Here is a 22,817-nt window from a genome sequence, read left to right on the forward strand (position 1 = left end):
AGATCCCATCTGAGTCCCAGCTCTCATCGATTGAACGATCGGATGGTGGACGTTGACCCTCGGCGGGCGAGGACAGGTGGTGCGATCGGTGTGCATCCGTGCGTCCGTGCGTCCGTGCGATCCGTGTGTCCGCGCGATCCGCACGCGAGGTGCGGACGGTCAGCGGCGGAAGAACGTGACGGAGTCCGGGTTGGGCACCGCGAGGGACGTGCCGGTGTCCGTGAGCTTCCCGGAGCGCCGGTCGACGCCGAACACGTTGACGGTGTTGCTTGCCTCGTTGGCGACCAGCAGCCACCGCCCGCTCGGGTGGAGGGTGAAGCCCCAGGGCGTGGTGCCCCCGCAGGGGACGCTCTGGAGGGTGCTGAGCAGGTCGGTGCGCGGGTCGACGGCGAAGACCGTCAGGGAGTTCTCGCCCCGGTTGCCGGCGTAGACGAAGCGGCCGTCACCGCTGATCGCCAGGTCCGAGGCGCTCTTGGTGCCGGTGAATTCGGGTCCGTCGAGCGCGAGCGTCTGACGGTGCGTCAATTCGCCTTCGTGCGGGTCCCATCGGAGGGTCTGGAGGTCCGAGCTGAGCTCGCTCAGCAGGTAGACGGTGCGGCCGTCGGGGTGGAAGGCGACCCGGCGCGGGCCGGAGCCGGGCGCCGTCGGGTAGGCGTACGGGCCGGCCGGGCCGCCGGCGGACAGGGTGCGGGTCGCCCGGTCGAAGCGGTAGACGAAGACGCGGTCGGCGCCGAAGTCCGCGACCAGGGCGAACCTGCCGCTCGGATCGACCTCCGCGTGGTGCGGGTGCGGGCTTGCCTGCCGCGGGTTGGGGCCGGAGCCGGTGTCCTGTGCGAGCGAGGCGGGCGGGGCCAGCTCGCCGGTCCGGGAGATCGGCACGGCGGCGGTGAAGCCGTCCTCGAAGTTCGTGGCCAGCAGGGTGTTCGACGGCTGGTCGATGCCGATGTACGACACCCCGCCGCCGTTCAGGCCGGTGCCGCCCGTGGGCAGCTCCCCGGTCTTCGCCAGGGCGCCGGTCGCCGGGTCGATCCGGAAGGTGTCGACGACCCCGCCGACCGCCATCGTGGCGACGTACAGGATCGGCAGCGTCGGGTGCGTGACCGCCCAGTCGGCGTTCGCCTCGCCCACCGGCCCGATCGGCGTCAGGTCGCCGCGGTCGGGGTCGAACCAGGCCCCGTGGATCTGGGTGCCCTTCCAGGTGTTGATGTACACGAGTTCCCGCGCGGTGCTCCTCGGGGCCGCCGTGCGCCTTGCCGGTGCCGCGGCGGTGGCGGGCGCGGCGCCGAGCAGCGGTACGGCCGCGGCGGCGGTGGCCGCCATCGAGCCCAGGAGGAGCCGGCGGGAAGGGTGCGGGGCGCCTCCGGCGGAAGCGCCGCGGGAGCCGCTGACCGGTGCGTCCGGGGGGCGCCCGGTCGGAGTGGGTCTGGAATCAGGCATGGCGAGAGTGCTCCTTCGCATCTCGGAGGGACGAGGCGGCGATCCACGCCGCGGGGTGAGGAGGGGCGGGGAGGGGCGGGGAGGGGTGGGGGGAGCGGAAGCGGGCAGGCCGGGGCGACGGACGCGGTCCGGACGGGGGAGTGCGGGGCGTGTGGGGAGTGCGGGGCGCGCGGGGCGGCCTCGCGGGCGTCGGCCGCGGTGCGCGGGGGTGGTGCGCGTGGGCCGGAGGGCGTGGGCCGGAACGGCGTGCTGCCGGGGGTACGGAGCGGGGCGGCGCCTACGGACGCGGGCCCGACGGGCGGCGGGTGGCCAGGCCGAGCCGCTTGAGGGCGTACTTGTCGAGCTGGGTCAGGATGCCGTTGAGGATCAGCGTGATCGCCATCAGGACGATCAGCCCGGCGAACTCGGTCGCCGCGTCCAGGTTCATCGCGGAGGTGAACAGCTCGTGGCCGACGCCTTCGGAGGAGGCGATGAACTCCCCGCCGATGACCCCGAGGATGGCCAGCGGACCGCCGGTCTTGAGCGCGGCGAAGAAGGGCGCGGCCAGCGTGGGGACGGTGACGTAGCTGAGCACGTGGTGCTTGCGGCCGCCCATCACCTGGATGATCTCCACGAGTTCGCGTTCGCGCAGCCGCAGGCCCAGGTAGAGGTTGTAGAAGACCACGAAGGCCACTCCGGTGGCGGCGATGTAGATCTTCGACCAGGAACCGATCCCGAAGAACAGCACGAACAGCGGGGCCAGCGCGATCTTGGGGACGCCGTTGACCGCCGCGACCAGGGGCTCCATCACCCGCCCGGCGAGCGGGAAGGAGCCCAGCACCAGGCCCATCACGGTGCCGATCGCCACTCCGATGCCGAAGCCGACCACCACCTCGAACGAGGTCGTCTTGATGTCGGTCCACCCCTGCGCCGAGCCGAGCAGGTGGTGCAGGGCCGTCCACACGTCGGTCGGTTTGCTCACCGCGTACTCCGGGATCACCGGGCCGCTCATCACCTGCCACAGGACCAGGCAGAGCGCGATCACGGCGAGGCGCAGCACCACCACCAGGGCGGTGCCCCGCCACCGGCTGCCGTGCTTCGCGGGGGCCGCCGGGACCTTGGCCTCGGTCTTCTTCACGATGTTGTCGGTTGCCGTCATCACCGTCTGCTCCTTCCTCTCTCAGCAGGTGCCGGGTCGGGTCACTTGAGGTACTTGTTGGTCCAGTCGTCGGAGCTGACCTGGGCCTGCTTGGTCAGCGCTCCCAGCGAGTTGATGAACGCCAGGGTCTTGGTCCACTCGCCGTCCGTCATCTCGCCGCTCTTCGGCCACTCGACCTGCGGCAGGGCGGTCTTGATCACCGCCGCCGGCACGCCGGGCAGGGCCTTCTGCGCCACGGTCTGCACCGTGGCCGAGTCGAGGTGGGCGTTCATGTACGCCGTCGCCTGCTGCACCGCGGTGGCGACCTTCCCGGCGATGTCGGCGTGCTGGGAGAGGTAGCTGTTGCGGCCGACCACGAACTGGCCGTAGCCGGCCTGCGCGGAGGACCAGGCCGGCACCTTGATCGAGTCGGCCACCACGACGCCGTCGCCGGAGTCCTGGATCTCCAGCGGGGACGGCTGGGAGGTGACGAACCAGTCGATCTGGTTGCTCTTCAAGGCGGCCTTGTCGGCGGCCGGGCTGGGCAGCGACACCCACTTCACCTTCCCGGCGTCGACGCCGTACGCCTTGAGGTAGACGCTCGCCTCGCCCTTGGTGTTGGCCGAACTGGAGCCGCCGGTGGAGCCGTCCAGGGCCTTGGCGACCTGGGCGGCGGGGGTGTCGGCGGTCAGGCCGTGCGCCTTGGCGAACTTGGTGCTGACGATCAGGCCGAGCGGGTTGCCGCCGCCGTCCGCGGCGATCGCGGTCTCCGGGATCTTCTTGCCGACGGCGGACAGGAAGTCGGTGGGGCTGTCGTTGAGGAACTGCACGGAGCCCGACTCCAGCGCGGAGGCGCCGGTGGACGCGGTCAGCGTCACGTACTTGACCTTGATGCCCTGCTTGCTGAAGTAGCCGTTGGCCTCCGCGAGCTTGATCGGCACGTCGAAGATGTTGCCGGCGATGCCGATGGTGACGGTGGTGGTGCCGTCGGCGTTCTTGGAGGTGCCGCCGCCTCCGCACGCGGTCAGCGCCACGCAGCCGAGCGCTATCGCGGTCACCGCCGCGAACGTCCGGGTCCCGGGGGCGTGTGGTCTGCCGCCGCGCCCGCCGGACGTGCCGGCCGGTGTGGCCGGGGCGCCGGTGCCGGCCGCAGCGGTCGCGCCGTCGTGCTGGTCGAGGTGTGCCATGAGATCTCCTGTCACCATGCCTGTCGGGTCTGGAAGTAGCGCTTCCAGAAGTCGAGCCGGACCTGGTCGGCCACCGGGATCGGCCCGAAGCGGCCGCCGATCTCCATCACGGTCGGCGAGCCGGCCGCGTACACCGGCCAGTGCGGCAGGCCGGGGCCGTTGGGATCGCCGGTGGCGGCGAAGTTGGCCCAGTACGCGGAGACCGTCGCCGAGACGGCGCGGTCCTCGTCGGTCCAGGGGGCGGCGCCGGGGTCGAGGTTGCCGAAGACGAACTCGATCTCGGCGCCGTGCGAGGCGCGCCGGGGCGACTGCCCCTGCGCGGGGGAGGGGTGCGTCCAGAAGTACGTGTACGCGGGGCGGGTGGCGTGTTCGGTCCACTGGGTGCCCCACAGGTACGTGGAGACGCGGGAGTTGTCGCGTACCGCGGCGTTGGCGGCGCGCGCGGCCTCGTCGTCGGTGCCGGCCGGGTACAGCCGCAGGAACTCCTCGGCGAGCGGGCCGAACTTCCGCCCGGCGTGGGCGAGATACCCGTCGAGCGTGACGTGCACCGGCGGCGCGCCCGGCCGTACCGCCGCCGTCCCCCGCGCCCGGTGCTCGGCGAACGTGGACTCGGGGACCGCCCCGCCCTCGTCCAGGTTGTTCCCGGCCAGGTAGCAGACGTCGTTCTGCCGGCCCTTGGCGTAGGTGTCCTCGTAGCCGTACGGGAGCACCCACCCGTCGAGCACCGGGCGGAACAGCGGCGGCTTGGCCGGGCCGGCGGTGTCGACACCGCGGTCGAAGGCCGGCCGCCCGTCGATCAGCTTCTGCCAGGGCAGCGCGCGCAGTTCGGCCGGCGACCGCGCGCCGTGCTCCCGGGCGAAGCGGACGCCGTCCTGCTCGGCGTCGGCCAGCACGCGGTAGGAGGTGGCCAGGTAGCCCAGTTCGGGGTCCCGGGAGTAGCGGGCGTGGCTCTGCGCGATGGCCCGGTGGAACAGCCCCTCGGCGAGCGGCGACATGGCCAGGAAGTTCACCGACCCGGCGCCCGCCGACTGGCCGGCGACCGTGACCCGGTCCGGGTCCCCGCCGAAGCCGGCGATGTTGGCACGCACCCAGCGCAGCACCGCGATGCTGTCGAGCAGCCCGTAGTTGCCGGAGGCGCCGTGCCCGGACTCCTCGCTCAGTTCGGGGGTGGCCAGGAAACCGAAGGCGCCCAGCCGGTAGTTGAAGGTCACCACGACCAGGCCGAGCCGGGCCAGGGCCTCGCCGTCGAAGCGGGCGTTCGCCCCGGTGCCGCCCCGGAAGCCGCCGCCGTAGATCCAGACCAGCACCGGCCGCGGGGTGCCGGTGGCGGCCATGCCCTGCGTCCAGACGTTGAGGTGGAGGCAGTCCTCGCTCATGGGCAGTTCGACGCCGGCGGTGGCCGCGTCGTGCGGCGCCTGCGGGCACATCGGGCCGAAGCGGCCGGCCCTGCGCACGCCGGACCACGGGGCCGGCGGCTGGGGCGGTCGCCAGCGCAGGTCGCCGACCGGAGGCGCGGCGTAGGGGATACCGCGGAAGACGGTGACCGTGCGGTCCCGCCCCGATATGCCTTCTACCAGGCCCGATTCGGTTGCCACTGGATGCTGCATGGAGTCACTTCCGGTCGGTGGAGCCGACGATTCATCCGTTGCTTCGCCGGTGGGGCGCGGTGCGCGGGCCCGGCGGACGGCGGACGGCGGGCGGCGGACGAGAGGGTGCGGGGCGCACGGCGGCGGGCCCGCTATCCGAGGACCAGCGCGTGCCGGGCGCTGGCGACGTGGTGCCGCATCGCGGCGGTGGCCGCCTCGGGGTTGCGGGTGACGATGGCGAGCAGGATGGCCTGGTGTTCGTCGAACGACCCCGACCGCGGGTGGTGCGCGGAGATGTTCCGGTACTGGCGCATCACCAGCGGGTACAGCAGGGTGTCGTACGCCCGGGCCAGCGTCGTCTGGTGGGCGGCTGCCTTCACCTGCTGGTGGAATCGGCGGTTGCCCTGCGAATACGCCGCCTGGTCGTCGCGCGACTGCGCGTCGGCCATTTCCTCCAGCGTGCGGCGCAATTCGCGGATCTCGTCCTCCGTGGCCCGTTCCGCCGCCTTGCCGGCCAGCGCGGATTCGAGGGTCTCGCGCGCTTCCAGAATGTCCTTCGCCTCTTCCGGGGAGAAGCTCCTGGTGCGCACGCCGCGATTGACCTCGCTGGTGACGTAGCCCTCCTGCGTCAGCCGGACCAGGACCGAGCGCATGGTGCTGCGCGAGACGTTGAACATCCTGGTCAGGTCGGCTTCGGTGAGCCGGGTGTTCGGCTCGATGCTGCCCGACAGCAGGAGCGAGCGCAGTTCGTCGTACGCCTGGCTGTAGCGGGTGCCGGACGTCCTGGTCTCGCCGGTGGTGCCGTCGTTGTTGCTCTGGTCCATCGTGATCGCCTACGTGTCCTAGAAGGGAATGCGCAGCCCGTACCCGGTTCGGCGTTCGGCACGGCGGCGGGACGCGCCCCCGTGCTGCGGCTAGTTCCGGGCCGCGCCGAGTCCGGGGTAAAGGCGCCGTGCGGTGCCGGCGAAGATATTCTGCTGTGCCGGCTCGGGCAGTCCGGTCAGGACGTTCCGCGCGAGTGCGAGGAGTTCCGGCAGCGACTGCTCGGCGGCGGGGCAGTTCGATCCCCAGGTGATCCGTTCCGCGCCGAACGCGGCGAGTACCGGATCGAGAAAGTCGGCCGCCTCCTTTCCGGCGTCCCGCAGCCGTTCGAGGTTGCGGTGCGTGAGTTTCAGGAACAGGCCCGGGTTCGCGGCGAGTTCGGCCACCTCCTGGCCGGCCCGCGCGGGCGACGCGGCGATGTCGGGGTATCCCATGTGGTCCAGGAGCACCCGGACACCGGGGAACCGCTCCAGCACCTCGACCAGTTGCCTGGTGGCCGGCCCCAGCCGCATCTGGAGGCAGACGGTGATGCCGGCCTCCTCGGCGGTCCGCCAGAAGTCGTGGGTCTCCGGCGCCGCGAACCACTCGCCCTGCGTGGGCACGGTGCTGCCGCTGGTGAACAGCCGCACCCCGGCGAGGCCGTTGTCGCCGACCAGGTCCAGCAGCCGCGCGCCGGAGCCGGGCCGCAGCGGGTCGAAGGTGCCCACGGCGACGAACCGCTCCGGTCGGCGCCGGCGGCTGTCCAGCACGTAGGAGTTGTCGTACCCGTAGGCGGTGGTGGCCTGCACCAGGACGGCCTGGCCGATGCCCGCCTCGTCCATGCGGGCGGCCATGCCGTCCGCGGTGACCGGCCGGGACGCGGCCCATTCCGACTGCTTCCCGCCGATCGGCGCCCGCGGATAGCGCGCCAGGTCCTCGGAGATGATGTGGCAGTGTGTGTCGACGACGTCCACGGTGTTCCCTCGCTCCTTGTGCTGCGTGTCTGTCCTGCGTGAACCGCGCGTGCGGTGACGGCTGGTGGGCGGTGCGGGCGCCCGGCGGGTGCGGGCGCCCGGGTGGTCAGGGGGTCAGGCGTCCGGGTGGTCGCCCTCGGCGAACAGCCGTCGCGGGTCGGCGGGGAAGCCCGCGTCGAGCAGGCCCTGGTCGCGGGAGTAGCGGACGGCCGCGGCCAGGCTCGCCTCGTTGGCGCCGATGCCGTACGGCACCGGGTCGCCGCCGATCTGGCGCGCCTGCCGGGCGAAGCGCGGAAGTTCGGTCCACTCCGGGTCCGCGGCGACCTGCCGCCGCTTGCTGTCGGCCAGCGCCGCGTACAGCGCCGTCGGCAGGTCCGGGTCGCGGGCCACCAGTTCGGAGCGGAGCGCGACCACCGAGTGCAGCGGGTAGATCCCCGTGCGCAGGTACCAGTCGGCACCGAGCACGTCGGCGTCGGCGAAGAGCGGGTACGGGCCGTCGTCGCCGGCGTCGTCACCGGTGCCGGTGCCGGTGGCGGCGGCGGTGGGGGTGGCTTCGGCCGCGGCCGTCCAGCCGGCCTTGGGCGCGCCGGCCCTTCCGGTGCCGGCGTTGCCGGTGAACGCGGCGTCGATCTCCCCGGCGCGCAGCAGCTCGCCCAGCGAGCGCCCGTCGGTGACCCGTTCGACGTTCGACGGGGCCCGCCCCTCGATGTGGTCGTCGTCGTCCACCACCCAGGTGATCTTCTCCACGTCCACGCCGTACTCGTCGCGGAGCACCCCGCGCACCCACACGCCGGTGCTCACCGTGTAGGCGCGCACCCCGACCCGGCGCCCCTCCAGGTCCTTCGGGACGCGGATGCCGGAGCCTGCGGCGCACTGGATGTCGCCGTGGTGGAAGCGGCGGTTGAGGAAGACCGGCACCGCGGTGAGCGGCACCCCTTCCTGGAGCGCCATCAGGTAGGAGACCGGGGCGAGTTCGCACACGTCGAACTCCAGGTCCCTGATCATCCGCCGGTAGGCGCCGATGATCGGCCTGACCCGCACCTCCTCGATGTCGTAGCCGTCCACCGCCGCGCTGCCGTCGAGCAGTGCCTGCACGTGCGGGTATGCGCCGAGTGCGACCGTGAGCTTGCCCATGCGTGTCCTCGTCCTGTCTTGTTCGGGTGCTTGCGGATGCCGTGCCGGGTGCGGTCCCGGTGCCGGGGGCACGGCGGGTCAGCCGCCCAGCCGCGCCGGCGGTACCCCGAGGGCCGCGCACGACCGGGCCACCAGCTCGTCGAAGTCCACCGCGCGCGGCAGCACGTCCTGCTCCAGCGCGTAGGCCGCGACCTGCGCGACCGGGCCGCGCAGCGCGTCGAAGCCCACCGGGTCGGACCCGCCCTCGTCCTTGGCGGCCATCTCGCGGATCGCGTCGTACATCGCGCAGATCGCCGTGGAGTTCTCGCGGGCGGCGGCCTCGGACACGCCGATCACGTGGTTGACGGGGGTGAAGCCCTTGCGCGCCGACCACTGAGCGGCGGCGTCGAGCGCGTCCGGGACGGCGGTGCGGATGCGGTCGTCGGCCGGGAGCTCGTTGCCCATGATCCCGTAGTCGAGGCGGCCGTCGAGGAAGTCCGCCTGCAGCTTGGCCCCTTCCGGCGCGCGCCGCACCCACGACGGGTCCTGGTAGGAGTCGACGTGTCCGTTCTCGTACACCGTCCAGTCCACCGTGCGCAGGTCCACGCCGTACTGCTCGGTGAGGAAGCCGCGCAGCCACACCCCGGTGGTCTGGCTCCAGGAGCGGACGCCGACGCTGCGGCCCGCCAGGTCCCGCACCGACAGGTTGCCCATGGTGACCAGGGTCTGGTGCTGAGCGCGGACCAGCGTGGTCACCGGCAGCAGCACCACCGGCCGGTCGTAGGCGGCGGCCTGGAGCAGCGTCACCACCGCGAGCTCGCACACGTCCACGGCTGCGTCGTTCACGAAGCCGCGCGACGCCTTGTGCACCGGCCGCACGTCGAGGCGTTCCACCTCGGTGCCCGCCGTCCGGGCGGCCTCCAGCGCCGCCGCCGCGAGGTCGTCGCGGCCCACAACCAACTTCATCTGGGACTCCTCCTGCTTCATGCCTCGGGTGCCGGGTCCGCGGTCGCCGGCCGGTGGTGCCGCTCGTGGTGCCGGCGCAGCAGATCGGCGCCGTAGTCGTTGCCGTTCGGGGTGCGGACCACGGTGTGGATGTGCCGCCGCGTCGGCACGTCGTTGGCGAACATCACGCCGGCCTGGTGCTCGAACTCGACGAGGATCACCGGGCTGTGCACGCGGTAGTAGAAGGCGCTGTCCGGGCCGCCGTCGCCGATCCAGGCGAAGTACGTGTCCTGCCGGTGCGCGAGTACCTCGTCCATCCGTGCCGCGGCGTGGCCGGCGCCGGCCCGGCCGGTGTACAGGCCGAGCAACTCGGTGGCCAGCGCGTACTGGTGGCCGGTCAGCTCGGTGAACGGCATGCCCTGGTAGGCGAGTTCGTAGTTGTCCCGGAAGGCGCCCACGAACAGGTCGGGCGGCAGCTCGTCGGCGATCACCGCCCGGGCGCGCTGCCGCCCGGTCAGGCCGTCGAACAGCTCCTGCCCGACCGCCTCCTCGCGCCGGAAGACGTGCGTGCCGGCGTACTTCCCCGAGGTGGCGTGCACCGGCTCCGCGCCGAGGAATGTCGGGGTGAGCACCATCTGGTCGCCGACGAAGGCGCAGTTGACGTTGACGTGGTGCCCGTCGAGCTGCCAGCCCCACGGGCCGCTTCCGGGGTCGCCGTAGACGGTGAACCAGTACAGCCACTCGTTGAGCAGGTGCTCCTCACCGCGCAGCTCGCCGACCGTCAGGTTCAGGTGCATCAGGTCGAGGACCTGCGCGAAGCCCGCGTCACTCAGGCTGGCGCGGACGATCTCCAGGGCCGACTGCCTGGTCCGGTCGTCGAGTTCCTCCAGGCACAGCCCGTGCCGCAGGAAGTACCGGGCGCCGTTGGCCCAGTGCCGCCACGTCACGTCGTCCATCGGCAGCCGCCCGTCGGCCAGTTCGCGCGGTGCCAGCGCGGCCAGGTACCGCGCGGCGGCGCCGAGCACACCGCTGACGTCCACGCCGGTGGTCCGGAGCGGGAACAGGCCGGGGCGTATGCCGGACGGGTCGGCGACGCCGCGGAACGGCTCGTCCGCCGCGCGCCTTCGCCACTCGACCTTCTCCAGCAGCTCCGGGGTCCATACGTCGGGGCGCCGGGTGGGGGCGTCCCCGCGGACACGCAGTTCGCTCACGGCCGGCTCACCTCCGCGTCCCGCTCGTCGGGCGTCCCGGGCGTCTCGGCAGTCCTGGCAGTCCCGGCAGCCCTGGTAGTCCCGGTAGTCCCGGGCGCCGGTGCGGCGCCGAGGTGCGCGGTGTGCGCGGCGATCCGCTCGACGTCGATCGGGGACCGTACGACCTGCTGTTCCAGGGCGTAGCGGGCGCCGATCCCGACGGCCGCGACCAGTTCCGGGCGCCAGCCGGCCGCGACCACCCGGCCGGCCGGAGAGCCGTCGCGCTCGCCGGCGGTGGTCGCGATCGCGGCGGCCAGCGCTTCGACCAGCGCGGCGACCGCCTGCGGCGCGGACTCCAGCACCTCGTCGCGCACCACGACCATGTGGTTCACCGGCACGGTGCCGTGCCGGTCGATCCACGCCTGCGCGGCGGCCCGGGCGTCCGGGAGGACCGGGACGAGTTCGACGCCCTGGGTGCCGATGGCGCGCGGGCCGAGCACCGCCGAGCCCACCTCGCCGTCGCGCAGCAGGTCGGCGACCTTCGCGGCCCGGGACCGCCGGACGTTGTCCGGCTCGCGGTACCGCGCGACGTGCGGCTCCTCGGTGGTGACCCAGGTGACGTCCGAGGGCTGCACGCCGTAGTCCTCGCGCAGCACCCCGCGCACCCACAGGCCGGTGGTCTGGCTGTAGGAGCGCACCCCGACCCGGCTGCCCGCGAGCTGCCGCGGGGAGAGCGCCGGCCCGTCCGGCAGCCGGGTGAGCGACTGGTGGTGGGTGCCGCCGATCATCGCCACCGGCAGCAGCGTGATCGGCACGCCGGCCTCCCTGGCCTGGAAGTACGTCGCCAGCGCCATCTCGCAGACGTCGTACTCCAGGCCCCGCACCATCCGGGCGAAGGCCGAGTACAGCGGGGACGCCTGCGCCCAGTGGCACTCCACACCGGGCACCGGGATCGTGCCGTCCTTCAGCGGCCGGGTGTGCGGGTAGTCCCCGAGCAGGACCGAGAGCGCGGTCATCACACGTCCTCGCCGTACTGGAGCCGCCGGTAGGGCACGCTCAGCACGTTCCGGGTGATCCGCACGTCGACCACGGTCGGGCGCGGGTCACGGACGAACTCCGCGAGCGCGGCGCGCAGTTCACCGGTGCTGCGGACGGTGGCGCCGGCCCCGCCGAGCGCGATCGCGACCGGGCCGAGGTCGGGGTTGGGGATCACCGCGAGCTGCGGGTCCAGGCCCTTGGCCTTCGCCTTGTGGAACTCCGCGCCCAGCCCCTCGTCGTTCATCACCACCACCAGCACCGGCAGGCCGTAACGGCAGGCGGTCTCGAACTCCGCCAGGTGCATCAGGAAGCTGGCGTCCCCCTCCACCACGAACGTCGGCCGGCCGCCGTTCGCCACGACGGCGCCGATGGTCAGCAGCGGGGCCTGGCCGATCGCGCCGAACATGCCGTAGTTCGACAGCACGTCGCGGGAGCGCTGGAAGAGCATCGTGCCGAAGTCGGTCTGGTGGCCGCTGCCGAGCACCAGCCCGATCTCGCCCGGGAGTTCGGCGTCCAGCACGCGGATGGCCTCACGCGGGTCGAGCCGGCCCGGCTCGGCCTCGTAGCCGGACGGGGCCTTCAGCGGCTCGGTCAGCCGGCGTCGCACGTCGTCGGTGTGGAAGCCCTCCGGCTGCGCCGGGTGCTGCTCCAGGGCCCGGTTCAGCTCGGCGAGCGCGGTGCGCGCGTCGGCCCGTACGTAGCACTCCGCGGCCCGGCCGTTGCCCATCACCACGTGCGGCGCGTTGTCGATCTGCACGTAGGTGGCGTCGGGGAAGAGCAGGCCGTGTTCGGTGGTGTAGTGGTTCAGGCTGGCGCCGACCGCGATCACGCAGTCGGCCTCCTGGAGCAGCTCCATCGCGGCCTTGTTGCCGTACAGCCCGGAGATCCCGACGTGGAACTCGGTGGCGTCGCACAGCCAGTTCTTCGCCTGGAGCGTGGTGGCCAGCAGCGCGCCGGTCCGCCGCTGGAGCCGCAGCACCTCCTCACCGGCGTCCGAGGAGCGCGCTCCACGGCCCGCGATGATCACCACCCGCTTGGCCGCCCGCACCAGCGCCGATGCCTGTTCGATCCTGGCCGGGTCGGGCAACAGCCGCGCGGTGTCGATGAGTTCGGTGGAGGGGATGTACGGCCCCGCCTCCTCGTACTCCTTGACCTGCACGTCGACGGGGGCGCTGAGCATCACCGGCCGGGACTCGGTCCTGGCCTGGTAGAAGGCCCGTTGCACGGCCTCCTCGGCGAGGTCGGGCCGGGAGACGTGGACGAAGCCGCACTCGATGGCGGCGGCGAACCGGCGCTGGTCGAGGTACTGCACCGCTGACTCGTCGCCCACCGGGGTCTCGCCGCAGAAGGCGACCAGCGGGGTGTGCGCGCGGGCGGCCACGATCATCGAGGTGGCGAGCTGGGCGGTGCCGGGGCCGCTGGTGGTGGTGACCACCCCTGGCCGGCCGGCGGTGCGCGCCCAGCCGTCGGCCATGCCCAGGCCCGAGCCCTCGTGGCGCACCTCGTACAGGTTCACCCCGCGCTCGTGCAGGGCGTTCATCCAGTGCATGTTGGCGTCGCCCATCATGCCGAAGACATCGGTCGCGCCTTCTTTGACGAACGCCTCGGCGAGCGCCTCGTAGACCTTCACTTGCCGTTCTCCTTCGCGGTCGTGGCGTGGTCCGCCGTGGTGGCGTGGGAGGAGAGCACGCCTTCCAGCCGTCCGAACACCCGCAGCGCGTTGCCGCCGTACACCGCCCGCCGGTCGGAGTCGGCCAAGGTGTCGATGGAGTCCAGGAGGTGCTTCGTGTCGTCGAACCGGTGCCCGGTCTCGGGGTCCACCCCGCGGACGGCGCCGATCATCTCCGAGGCGAAGAGGATGTTCTCCGCGGGGACGACGTCCACCAGCAGCTGCATGCCGCGCTGGTGGTACACGCAGGTGTCGAAGAAGACGTTCCGCAGCACCGCCTCCTCCAGCGGCGGCCGCCCCTGGTCCTGCATGAACCCGCGGTAGCGGCCCCAGTGGTAGGGGACGGCGCCGCCGCCGTGCGGCAGGATGAACTTCAGCGTCGGGAAGTCGGTGAACAGGTCCGACTGGCACAGCTGCATGAAGGCAGCGGTGTCGCCGTTGAGGTAGTGCGCGCAGGTGCCCTGGAGCGCGGGGTTGCGTGACATCGCGACATGGACCATCGCGGGGACGTCCAGCTCCGCCATCGTCTCGTAGAGCGGGTAGTAGACCTTGTCGGTCAGCGGCGGCGCCTGCCAGTAGCCGTCCGACGGGTCCGGGTTGAGCAGGCAGCCGACGAAGCCCAACTCCTCGACACAGCGCCGCAGTTCGGTGGCGCTGCGGCGGACCGACGACGCCAGCGGCTCGCCCGGGGACTGCGGGAGCTGGCACACCCCGACGAACCGGCCGGGGAAGAGCCCGCACACCCGGGCGATCAGGTCGTTGCTGACGTGCGACCAGGCCAGGCTGGTCTGCTCGTCGCCGTAGTGGTGCGCCATCTTGCCCGCGCCGGGGGAGAAGAGGGCGACATCGACGCCGCGCTCCCGCTGGAGTCTGAGCTGTCCCTGCTCGATGGCGGTGGTGATCTCGTCGTCGCTGATGCGGAGTTCGGCGGGCGACAGCCGCGCGCCCGATTCCTCGAACGCCTGGATCTGCCGTTCACGCCACTTCCCCAGTGCGGCCGGGGCCGTGGTGAAGTGACCGTGACAGTCGATGAGCATGGAAGTCTCCGAGATTCGCGTGGTGCGTGGCGCGCGGCGGGCCGGTGGATGGTGGGCGCCGCGGGCATGGAGGGCCGGCGGTGGGAGGTTTTCGGGCGCGCGAGGGCGCGGGAGGGCGGGGAAGGGCGGGGAAGGGGCGTGAAAACGTGGGGGGCGCGGGAAGGCGGGACGGCTTGGGACGGTGGGAGGTGCCGGAAGGTACCGGCAGCCGTCAGTCGCGTCCGGTCAGCGTCCGGCCGAGTTCCAGGCCGGGGTAGGTCCGTACCGGCATGGACATCAGGAACCGGTAGCCGTCCTCCAGCACCTGCTTGACGTTGTCGGCGGTGACGTGGGGGTGGCCGACGGGGACGCCGCGGGCGGCGCAGATGTCGAGGACGCGGCGCTTGCACTCCCGCATCAGCGGGTGGTCGTACTGGCGCGGGATGCCCAGTTCCTGGCTCATGTCGCCCTCGCCGATGATGATCAGCCCGATGCCCGGCACCTGGTCGAGGATGTCCGGCAGGTTGTCGATGGCGAGCTGGTCCTCGATCATGAGGGCCACCAGGATCTCGCCGTCCGGGTCCAGCGGCCAGACGTCGGCCTTCGCGTAGTACTCCGCGTTGGAGATGCCCCAGTAGCGGGCCGCGGCGGCCGGGCTGTCGCCGCGCAGGCCGGCGGGTTCGTGGCGGGGGCGGTCGGGCAGCCGCGGGTAGCGGCAGGCGGCGACCGCGTTGTACGCCTCCTCGACCGTGGAGATGTGCGGCCACACGATGCCGTACGCGCCCAGGTCGAGCGCCTGCTTGGCCTGCCACTGCCCCTTCTCGGCGCCGTTGACCGGTATCCGGACCAGCGGGGTGAGCGCGGGGGCCACGCTGTCGGCGCCGAAGATCTGCCGCCGGTTCAGCAGGTACTGGAGGGTGTCGCGCAGCGCCGGCACGTCCCAGGGCTTGTGCTCGGTCTCGAAGACCAGGGCGTCGTAGCCGGTGGTGCCGAACTCCAGGGCGGCGGACGGGTCGGCCGCGGCGAAGGACGCGAAGACGTGCTGTCCCGCTTCGAGGGCGCCGATCACCTTATTGAGCCGGGGCGTTGCCACTGCCGACCTCCTCGGTCTGCGTCGTCTGCGGTGCGTGTGCGGTGTGCGGGAGAGAAGCGGGCGGGGCGGCTCGGTCCGGGGCCGTAGGGGTCGCCGGTGCCGCCGGGCTCCGCCGCCGGCCCAGGACGCGGGCGAGCCAGGCGAGGCAGCGGCGCAGCGGGCCGGTACGGGGCGGGGCGGCGGCCGGCGCGGGCACGGGGGCGGGTACGGGCGGGGCGGCGCCGGCTGCCGCCCGCTCGGCGGACGGCCCGGAGGCCGCGGCGCCGACCGGTACGGACACCTGGCCGGTGGCCGGCTCGGCGCACTTCGCGACCAGCTTCGCCGAGAAGTCCTTGGTCATCCTGGAGATCACGACCCCGGCGCCCGACTCGACCAGCGACGCGAGCTTGCCGGTGAGGGTCACCTCGCCGTTCATCAGCACCCGCGCGCTGCCGGCCGCGGCGCCGTCGACCACGCGGAAGGTGGCGTCACCGCGGAAGCGGGTGGCCCCCTGCCCGTCGCCGCCGCGGGCGGTGAGCCGGCCCTCGGACTCGGGCTCGTCCAGCTCCAGCCGGATGCGGGCGGCGAACCTCACCCGGATCGCGCCGAACTTCACTACCAGGGCGCCGTCGAACGACCCGTCGTCGTGGGCGGCGCCCAACTCGGCGCCACTGATGCAGGACACGACGTCCGAGGGGCTCGACACGACCTCCCAGACCCGGCCGCGCGGGCTCGGGACGTCGATCTCTTCCTTGATCGTTATCACTGCGGTTCCTTACGCGGAGGCGTCGGACAGGTCGATCTCCGACTTGAACAGGCTCCACAGGTCGTTGTAGAGCTCGGAGAACTCGTGCGACTCGACCAGCGACCCGATGGATCGGGGCCGGGGGAAGGGGACTTCGAGGGTGCGGTGCACCGTCCCGGGCCCCTTGGACATCACGATCACCTCGTCGGCGAGGTAGATCGCCTCGTTGAGGTCGTGGGTGACGAAGACGAGCGTGCCCTCCTGCTCCTCCCACAGATTGAGCAGGTCCTGCTGGAGCTTGAGCCGGGTGATGGCGTCCAGCGGGCCGAACGGCTCGTCCATCAGCACGATGGACGGGTCGTAGATCAGCGCGCGGGCGATGGCGACGCGTTTCTGCATGCCGCCGGAGAGCTCGCGCGGGTAGTGGTCCTCGAACCCGGTGAGGCCGACCACCTTGATCCAGTGCGCGATCCGCTCGTCGCGCTCCGCCTTGGGGACCCTGCGGAACTTCAGCGCCAGGCCGATGTTGGCCTTCACGCTGAGCCAGGGCAGCAGGTTGGCCTTCTGGGTCACGTACGCGGCTTCGGAGTTGACCCCGGTGACGGGTTCGCCGTTGAAGTGGACCTCGCCCCTGGTCGGGCGGAGCAGGCCGGCGGCCAGGTTGAGGATCGTGCTCTTGCCGCACCCGCTCGGTCCGATCACGGCGACGAACTTGCGCCGCGCGACCCTGAACGAGACGTCCTCGATGGCCGGTTGGTGTCCCCCGGGGAATTCCAGGGTGACGTGGTCGAAGCGGAGTGCCTCCGCGCTGTGGTCCCGCTGGTTGGTCGACAACTCTGTCTCCTTGACCGGCTCGGGTGAGGCGATCCGGCACTCGCGTGTACACGTTCGAGTGGCCTTGCCGATGGGTCTCGATGGATTTCGACGACTGCGGCTGCGGCTGCGGCTCAGCTCGTCTCCGCGTGGCGCCCGACGCGTGGGGTTCCTCGCGTCGAGCGATGGATTGTCCAACAACTTGCGAGTGACCGTAACACCGCCGAATCAAGCCCACAAGAACTCTGCACGAAAATCGCGCAGTGAGCCGATGGGCGCCGTGAGTCACATCCAAGATTGTTGGACAAGTTAGCTATCTGGCCGCTCTCGGGGGCATCGACAAGTTCCGCTGCGTGAGCGTCGAGGTCGGGGTCGAAGTCGACGTCGTACGGTCCGCGAGCCCGGAGGTGGTGGCGGCGTTCGGCCGCCTGCTGCCGCAACTGCCCTCATCCCTACGGCCGTTGGACCGCGAGACGGTCAAGCGGATCGTGGGCTGCGAGACCGGCACCGTGCTGGTCGCCCGGTCCGGCGGCGAGATCGTCGGCACCCTGACCCTGGTGCTGCTGCCGCTCGCCTCCGGCCCGCGCGGGCGGGTGGGGGACGTCGTGGTGGACGGCGCGGCGCGCGGCCAGCGGGTCGCGGCGCTGCTGACCGGGCACGCGGTGCGGCTCGCGCGGGAGGCCGGCGCGCGCAGTGTCGACCTCACCTCGCGCCCGGAACGCGGCGCCGCGAACCGGCTCTACGAGCGGCTCGGGTTCGCGGCGAGGCGGTCGACGGTGTACCGGTTCGCGGTCGGGGAGCAGGGGCAGCGGGCACCGGCGGGCGGGTGCCGTCGCGGGGCAAGCGCGCGCGGCGTGCTCGGCTCGCGCGGATTGCTCGGCTCGCGTGGCGGTGGAGGGGGCCGGCGGCAGCGCCCGCGGGGGAGTGGTGAAGGCAACGGTCCGTCACGTTGACGGGACGCGCCACCGCGTGGTGCCATGAAACGCATTTCCGATTCAGCAGCCAGGGGAAGCCGGTCGAAACCCGGCGCTGACCCGCAACCGTAGGCCCACCGCGAGGCGGGCGAGCCGGACCACCTGCGCTGAACAGCAAGTCACGCTCGCCGTCGAGGACTACGGCACGGACGACAGGCCGGTTCGTGTGCCGGCTTTCCCTCCGTGGCCCGCGCTCCGCGCCGGCCGGACCGGGGGGCCACCCGTGCTCGTTCTCGCCAGGCGTCGCCGTCACAGACGGCCGCGCACCGCCGTGCTGCTCACCGCGGCCGCGCTGACCTTCGGCTCGGTCGCGGCCGGCCTGGTGTCGGCCGCCGCGCCCGCGCACGCCGACCCGATCGGCGCCTGCACGCCGACCAAGGGCGCGGTCGTCGCGGTGGACTTCGCGCACTGGGGCGGCCCGGTCGTCCGCGGCTGCGACGCGAACCCGACCACCGGCATGAACCTGCTGCACGACGCCGGGTTCACCACCACCGGCACGGTGCACGACGGCCCCGGCTTCGTCTGCCGGATCGGCGACGCGGACTACGACGGCGGCACCGAGTACCCGACGGCGGCCGACGAGCCGTGCGTGCTCACCCCGCCGGCCGACGCCTACTGGTCGTTCTGGATCGCGCCGGCCGGGCAGCACACCTGGACCTACAGCCCGCTGGGCGCGCTGAGCGACCACCCGGCGGACGGCGAGGTCGAGGCGTGGGTCTTCGGCCCGACCGACACCGGCGGCACCACCGGCGGCCCGTCCTTCACCCCCGACTCCGTACGGGCCCAGGACACCTCGGCCACCACCCCGCCGGCCACGCCCCCGGCCACGCCGCCGACGTCGCCGGCCGGCCCCCCGGCCGCGGCCGACGCGGACCTGGCCGGTGCGGCGAAGTGGCTGACCGGGCGGCTCACCGACGGCGACCACGTGTACGACAGCGACAGGGACACCACCGACCTCGGCGCCACCGACTCCACCGCCGTGGCACTGGCCGCGGCCGGCGGGTCCGAGGCCACCGTCCGCAGGATCGACGCGTACCTGACCGCGCACCTCGCCGACTACCTCTTCCCCGACCCGACGGTCCAGGTGCCGAGCGTGGCCGCCACCGCGAACCTGGCGCTGCTCACCGAGATCCTCGGCGCCGACCCCGCCAAGGTCGGCGGCCGCGACCTGCTGGCCGACCTCACCGACCACGTCTGCACGGCCGTGGGCAGCCAGGGCAACTGCACCGCCGCCGGCGACTTCCACAACGTCGGCTCGCCGGACACCCAGGCGCTGGCGCTGCTCGCCCTGGAGCGCGGCGGCGTCACCCCGCCGCCCGCCGCGGTCTCCCGGCTCACCGGCATGCAGTGCGCCGACGGCGGCTTCTCCGCCTCGATGCTCGGCGCGAGCGAGCGCTGCTCCTCCGACCCGGCGATCACCGCCGACGCGGTCATCGCGCTCAAGCAACTCCCGGGTACCGCGGATGTGTTGAGCAAGGCCGGCGACTACCTGACCGGGCGGCAGGCCGCGGACGGCGGCTTCGTGCCGTACGGCGCCGCGTCCGCGGACACCGCCACCACCGCGGCCGCCGCGCAGGCACTGCGCCTGCTCGGCGACACCGACCAGGCGGTGAAGGCCCGCGACTGGGCGGTCGCCCGCCAGTCCGACGGCGGCGGATTCACCGCGGACACCTCCGGCGGCGCCCCCGACGTCCACGCCACCACCCCGGCGCTGCTCGCCGCCACCGGCACCGACCTCGCCACGCTGACGTTCGGCGCGCGGCACACCACGCCGCCCACCTCCCCGCCGGCGACCGCGCCCACCACCCCGTCGGACACCTCCCCGCCCTCGCAGTCCCCGACCGCGGTCGGCCCGGACCTGGCCAAGGGGGTCGCCTACCTGGTGAACGGCGACAACCTGGTCGACGGCCGCTCCTACGAGTCCTCGCCCGGCTTCGCCGACTTCGGCATGACCATCGACGGCCTGTTCGCCCTGGCCGCGACCGGCGGCGCCGACGACACCCTGGCGTCGATCTCGGACTTCCTCCAGCACGGCAAGGACGCCGGCGGTCGCGGTATCGACGCCTGGACGCTGATCGGCACCTCCTACGCCCAGGGCGGCTCGCTCGCCAAGGAGGCGGTGGCGGCCGAGGTGCTCGGCGCCGACCCCCGCGCCTTCGGCGGCCACGACCTGATCGCCGCGCTCGACGCCACCGTCTGCGCGAAGGCCGACGCCTCGGGCGGCTGCGCGGCCAAGGACGACTACGCCTACGCGACCTCGGTGTTCTCCCAGTCCCTCGGCGTCGTCGCGCAGATCCGGGCCGGCGAGGCCGACCGGGCGGCCGGGCCGATCGCCTACCTGGAGAGCCTCCAGGACGCCGACGGCGCCTGGCCGAGCCTGATCCCGTCCGGCGGCGACCAGGACACGGACAGCACCGCGATGGCGATGATGGCGCTGGACCTGGTGCCCGGCGACGCGGCGGCGCGGGCCGTCGCGAAGGGCGGCGCGTGGCTGGCGGGCAAGCAGCTGGCGAACGGCGGGTTCCACGGCGCGGCCGGCGACTCCGTCAACTCCGCGGCCCTCGCGATCCAGGGGCTCAGCCTGGACGGCGCCGGCGGCGGCACGTACACCGGGCAGATCGCCAAGGCCCGCGCGTTCCTGGCCGCCGAGCAGAACCCGGACGGCGGCTTCCGGGTCGCCTCCGACGCCGCCCAGACCACGTCCGACCTGCGCGCGTCCACGCAGGCGCTCGGCGGGGCGGCCGGCACCTCCTTCGGCACGCTGCTGCGGGACCTGCGCGACCAGAAGGCGGCCGCGGCCGGTGCCGGCTACCTCGTCAAGCAACTCGACGGCGGCGACCACCTGGCCAACGACTACGGCCCGGACTACGGCCTCACCGCCGACCTCTCGCTCGCGCTCGCCTCGACCGGCGGCCAGGACGAGGCGCTGACCAAGACGACGGGTTACCTCGCCGGGCATGTCGCGCAGTACGCCGACCCGGACGGCAGGTCCGACTACCCCGGCCCGTACAGCGGTTCGGCGGCCAAGCTGGCGCTGGTCGCCGAGGTGATGGGGCAGGACCCGCACCACTTCGGCGGGTTCGACCTGCTCACCACGCTGACCGGCCACGTCTGCACCGGAGCCACCGACGACGGCGCGTGCACCGCGCCGGGTGACTTCTCCCAGGCGTACTCCACGGTCTCGCAGGCCCTCGGCGTGCTCGCGCTGGCCCGCGGCGGCGTCACCGTACCGCCAGCCGCGGTCGACCGGCTGCTCCAACTCCAGTGCAAGGACGGCGGGTTCTCCTCCACGCTGATCGCGGCCGGCGCCGACTGCACGTCCGACACGGACACCACCGGGTACGCCGTGCAGGCGCTCACGCTGGTGCCGGGGCACGCCGACGCGGTCGCCGCCGCGCGGGCGTACCTCGTCAAGGCGCAGCAGAGCAGCGGCGGTTACCAGGGCGCGGCCGGCGTCAGCACCAACTCCACCGCGCTGGCGGTGCAGGGCCTGCTCGCCACCGACCGGCTCCGCCCCGAACCGGCCCGCAGCGGGCAGGAGTTCCTGGTGTCGGCGCAGAACACCGACGGCGGCGTCCGGATCACCGCCGACGCGGGCGACTCCGACGTCCGCTCCAGCACGCAGGCCGTGCCGGCCCTCGCCGGCACCCCGCTGACCACGCTCACCCACGCGCTCGGCCCGATCACGGCGGTCGGCGGCGGTGACGACGGCGGTGCGTCCGGCGGCTCGTCGGGCGGCTCGTCGGGCGGTTCCGACTCCGGCTCGGGCTCCGGCGGCTCCTCCGGCGGCACGCTTGCGGCGACCGGTACGGCGGTGCTCTCGCTGGCCGCCGCTGCCGCGATCCTGCTGGCCGCCGGCGCCGCGATGACGGCCCTGCGCCGCAGGTCGGCCGACGAGGGGAGGCACCAGTGAGGAAGTTCTCCAGCCGAACGCGCCGGGCGGCGGCGCCCGGCTCGGGCCCCGGCGTACGGGAGCGGTTCGTCCGCGTGGGGGCCGCGCTCGCGGTGCTGTGCGCGGCCGCGCTGACCGGGCTCGGCCCCGGGGCTGGCAGCGCGGCGGCGAGCCCGCTGCCGATGAGCACGTGCACGACGACCTCCGGCGTGGTGCTCGCGGTGGACTTCAGCCACTGGGGCGGCCCGCTGCTGCGCTCGTGCGGCACCACGCCCACCACCGGCTACGCCCTGCTCAACCAGGGCGGTTGGCAGACCACGGGCACCCAGCACGACGGCCCGGCCTTCATCTGCCGGATCGGCTACGCCGGTTACCAGGGCGGCAAGCAGTACCCCACCAGCAAGGACGATGCGTGCGTGCTGACGCCGCCGGCCACCGCGTACTGGTCGTACTGGCACGCCGACCCGGGCCAGAACAGCTGGTCCTACAGCCAGTTGGGCTCGATGAGCTACCACCCCAAGCCCGGCAGCGTCGATTTGTGGATCTTCGGCGCGACGAACACCGCGGGCACCCAGGGGCGGCCGACGTTCTCCCCGGACAGCGTGCGGGCGCACAACACCTCGCCCGGGGGCGGGAGTTCGACCGGCGGCGGGGGTTCGACCGGCGGCGGGGGTTCGACCTCCGGTGGCGGCGCGGGGAAACCGCCCGCGACGCACTCGCCGTCCGCGTCCGGCGGGCATCCGGCGGCGGGTGGCACGAAGGGCGGGACCGGCGGCAAGGCCAGTGCCTCGCCCCATCCGTCGGGCACCGGCCCGACCCCCACGGCGAGCCCGAGCTGCCCGGCCACCGATACGCCCACGCTCACGCGCACCGCGACGCCGACGCGCACGGCCACGCCGAGCCCGACCCGTACGCCGGCCTCCACGGCCACCCCGAGTTGCCCGCCTGCCGCCACTCCCAGCGCGGACGCGGGAGCGGGCACCCGGTCGTCCTCCGCTCCGCCGGTGGTGGATGCCTCGCCGACGGCCGCCGTCCACCACTCCTCGGGCTCGTTCGTTCCCATCGCGGTGACGTCCGTGCTGGTGGCCGGGATCGGTGGCGCGACCGTCGTCCAGGTGCGGCGCCGCCGTCGGACGGAGTAGTCGTGACCCGCAGCGTGGTGCGTCCCGGCGCCGAGGGGCCGCCGACCGAACCGGCGCACCCAGCGAAGCCGGCTCGACCGGCTCAACCGGCTCAACCGGCCGGTTC

Annotated in this window: 18 protein-coding genes; 3 read left to right on the forward strand and 15 right to left on the reverse strand. The window is 73.2% G+C overall.

Features of this window, described 5'->3' with window-relative positions; all coding sequences use genetic code 11:
- Positions 1–159: 159 nt before the first annotated feature.
- The 15 genes from OG896_RS28610 to OG896_RS28680 form a co-directional block, all read right to left on the reverse strand.
- Positions 160–1,437: a lactonase family protein gene (locus OG896_RS28610; protein ID WP_329369942.1), complete on the reverse strand. Its 1,278-nt coding sequence runs from the start codon at positions 1,435–1,437 to the stop codon at positions 160–162.
- 277 nt (positions 1,438–1,714) lie between these two features.
- Positions 1,715–2,575 (reverse strand): ABC transporter permease, encoded by an 861-nt coding sequence (locus tag OG896_RS28615; protein WP_329369944.1) that lies wholly within the window; start codon positions 2,573–2,575, stop codon positions 1,715–1,717.
- Positions 2,576–2,616: 41 nt separating this feature from the next.
- A complete protein-coding gene (locus tag OG896_RS28620; RefSeq protein WP_329369946.1) occupies positions 2,617–3,741 on the reverse strand; it encodes an ABC transporter substrate-binding protein in 1,125 nt (374 codons plus the stop codon).
- A gap of 11 nt (positions 3,742–3,752) precedes the next feature.
- Positions 3,753–5,336 (reverse strand): carboxylesterase/lipase family protein, encoded by a 1,584-nt coding sequence (locus OG896_RS28625; RefSeq protein ID WP_329369948.1) that lies wholly within the window; start codon positions 5,334–5,336, stop codon positions 3,753–3,755.
- A 143-nt stretch (positions 5,337–5,479) separates the two neighbouring features.
- Positions 5,480–6,151, reverse strand: coding sequence for a GntR family transcriptional regulator (locus OG896_RS28630; protein ID WP_329369950.1), 672 nt, complete (start codon positions 6,149–6,151; stop codon positions 5,480–5,482).
- A gap of 90 nt (positions 6,152–6,241) precedes the next feature.
- Positions 6,242–7,102 (reverse strand): amidohydrolase family protein, encoded by an 861-nt coding sequence (locus tag OG896_RS28635; RefSeq protein WP_329369952.1) that lies wholly within the window; start codon positions 7,100–7,102, stop codon positions 6,242–6,244.
- Between the two features lie 114 nt (positions 7,103–7,216).
- Positions 7,217–8,236, reverse strand: a complete 1,020-nt coding sequence (locus OG896_RS28640; protein ID WP_329369955.1) for an ABC transporter substrate-binding protein — start codon at positions 8,234–8,236, stop codon at positions 7,217–7,219.
- A 78-nt stretch (positions 8,237–8,314) separates the two neighbouring features.
- Positions 8,315–9,181: a hypothetical protein gene (locus tag OG896_RS28645; protein ID WP_329369957.1), complete on the reverse strand. Its 867-nt coding sequence runs from the start codon at positions 9,179–9,181 to the stop codon at positions 8,315–8,317.
- Positions 9,182–9,198: 17 nt separating this feature from the next.
- On the reverse strand, positions 9,199–10,371 hold the full coding sequence (locus OG896_RS28650) for a DUF3500 domain-containing protein (protein ID WP_329369958.1): 1,173 nt from the start codon (positions 10,369–10,371) through the stop codon (positions 9,199–9,201).
- Positions 10,368–11,366, reverse strand: a complete 999-nt coding sequence (locus OG896_RS28655) for a hypothetical protein (protein ID WP_329369959.1) — start codon at positions 11,364–11,366, stop codon at positions 10,368–10,370. The genes OG896_RS28650 and OG896_RS28655 overlap by 4 nt, the downstream gene beginning before the upstream one ends.
- Positions 11,366–13,018, reverse strand: coding sequence for a thiamine pyrophosphate-binding protein (locus tag OG896_RS28660; protein WP_329369961.1), 1,653 nt, complete (start codon positions 13,016–13,018; stop codon positions 11,366–11,368). The genes OG896_RS28655 and OG896_RS28660 overlap by 1 nt, the downstream gene beginning before the upstream one ends.
- On the reverse strand, positions 13,015–14,094 hold the full coding sequence (locus OG896_RS28665; protein ID WP_329369963.1) for an amidohydrolase family protein: 1,080 nt from the start codon (positions 14,092–14,094) through the stop codon (positions 13,015–13,017). Before OG896_RS28665 ends, OG896_RS28660 begins: the two co-directional genes overlap by 4 nt.
- Before the next feature lie 211 nt (positions 14,095–14,305).
- Positions 14,306–15,166, reverse strand: coding sequence for an HpcH/HpaI aldolase family protein (locus OG896_RS28670; protein WP_329369965.1), 861 nt, complete (start codon positions 15,164–15,166; stop codon positions 14,306–14,308).
- Positions 15,144–15,911 (reverse strand): SRPBCC domain-containing protein, encoded by a 768-nt coding sequence (locus tag OG896_RS28675; RefSeq protein WP_329369967.1) that lies wholly within the window; start codon positions 15,909–15,911, stop codon positions 15,144–15,146. The genes OG896_RS28670 and OG896_RS28675 overlap by 23 nt, the downstream gene beginning before the upstream one ends.
- A 9-nt stretch (positions 15,912–15,920) precedes the next feature.
- On the reverse strand, positions 15,921–16,724 hold the full coding sequence (locus OG896_RS28680; protein WP_329369969.1) for an ABC transporter ATP-binding protein: 804 nt from the start codon (positions 16,722–16,724) through the stop codon (positions 15,921–15,923).
- Between the two features lie 332 nt (positions 16,725–17,056).
- Here OG896_RS28680 and OG896_RS28685 point away from each other — a divergent pair, with 332 nt between their 5' ends.
- The 3 genes from OG896_RS28685 to OG896_RS28695 all read left to right on the forward strand — a co-directional run bounded on the left by OG896_RS28685 (position 17,057) and on the right by OG896_RS28695 (position 22,711).
- Positions 17,057–17,656 carry a GNAT family N-acetyltransferase gene (locus OG896_RS28685; protein ID WP_329369971.1) on the forward strand — a complete coding sequence of 200 codons (600 nt, stop codon included), beginning with the start codon at positions 17,057–17,059 and terminating at the stop codon, positions 17,654–17,656.
- A gap of 244 nt (positions 17,657–17,900) precedes the next feature.
- On the forward strand, positions 17,901–21,590 hold the full coding sequence (locus tag OG896_RS28690) for a prenyltransferase/squalene oxidase repeat-containing protein (protein ID WP_329369972.1): 3,690 nt from the start codon (positions 17,901–17,903) through the stop codon (positions 21,588–21,590).
- On the forward strand, positions 21,587–22,711 hold the full coding sequence (locus OG896_RS28695) for a hypothetical protein (protein ID WP_329369973.1): 1,125 nt from the start codon (positions 21,587–21,589) through the stop codon (positions 22,709–22,711). Before OG896_RS28690 ends, OG896_RS28695 begins: the two co-directional genes overlap by 4 nt.
- Positions 22,712–22,817 lie beyond the last annotated feature (106 nt).

The organism is Streptomyces sp. NBC_00669, assembly GCF_036226785.1.
Classification (GTDB): Bacteria; Actinomycetota; Actinomycetes; order Streptomycetales; family Streptomycetaceae; genus Actinacidiphila.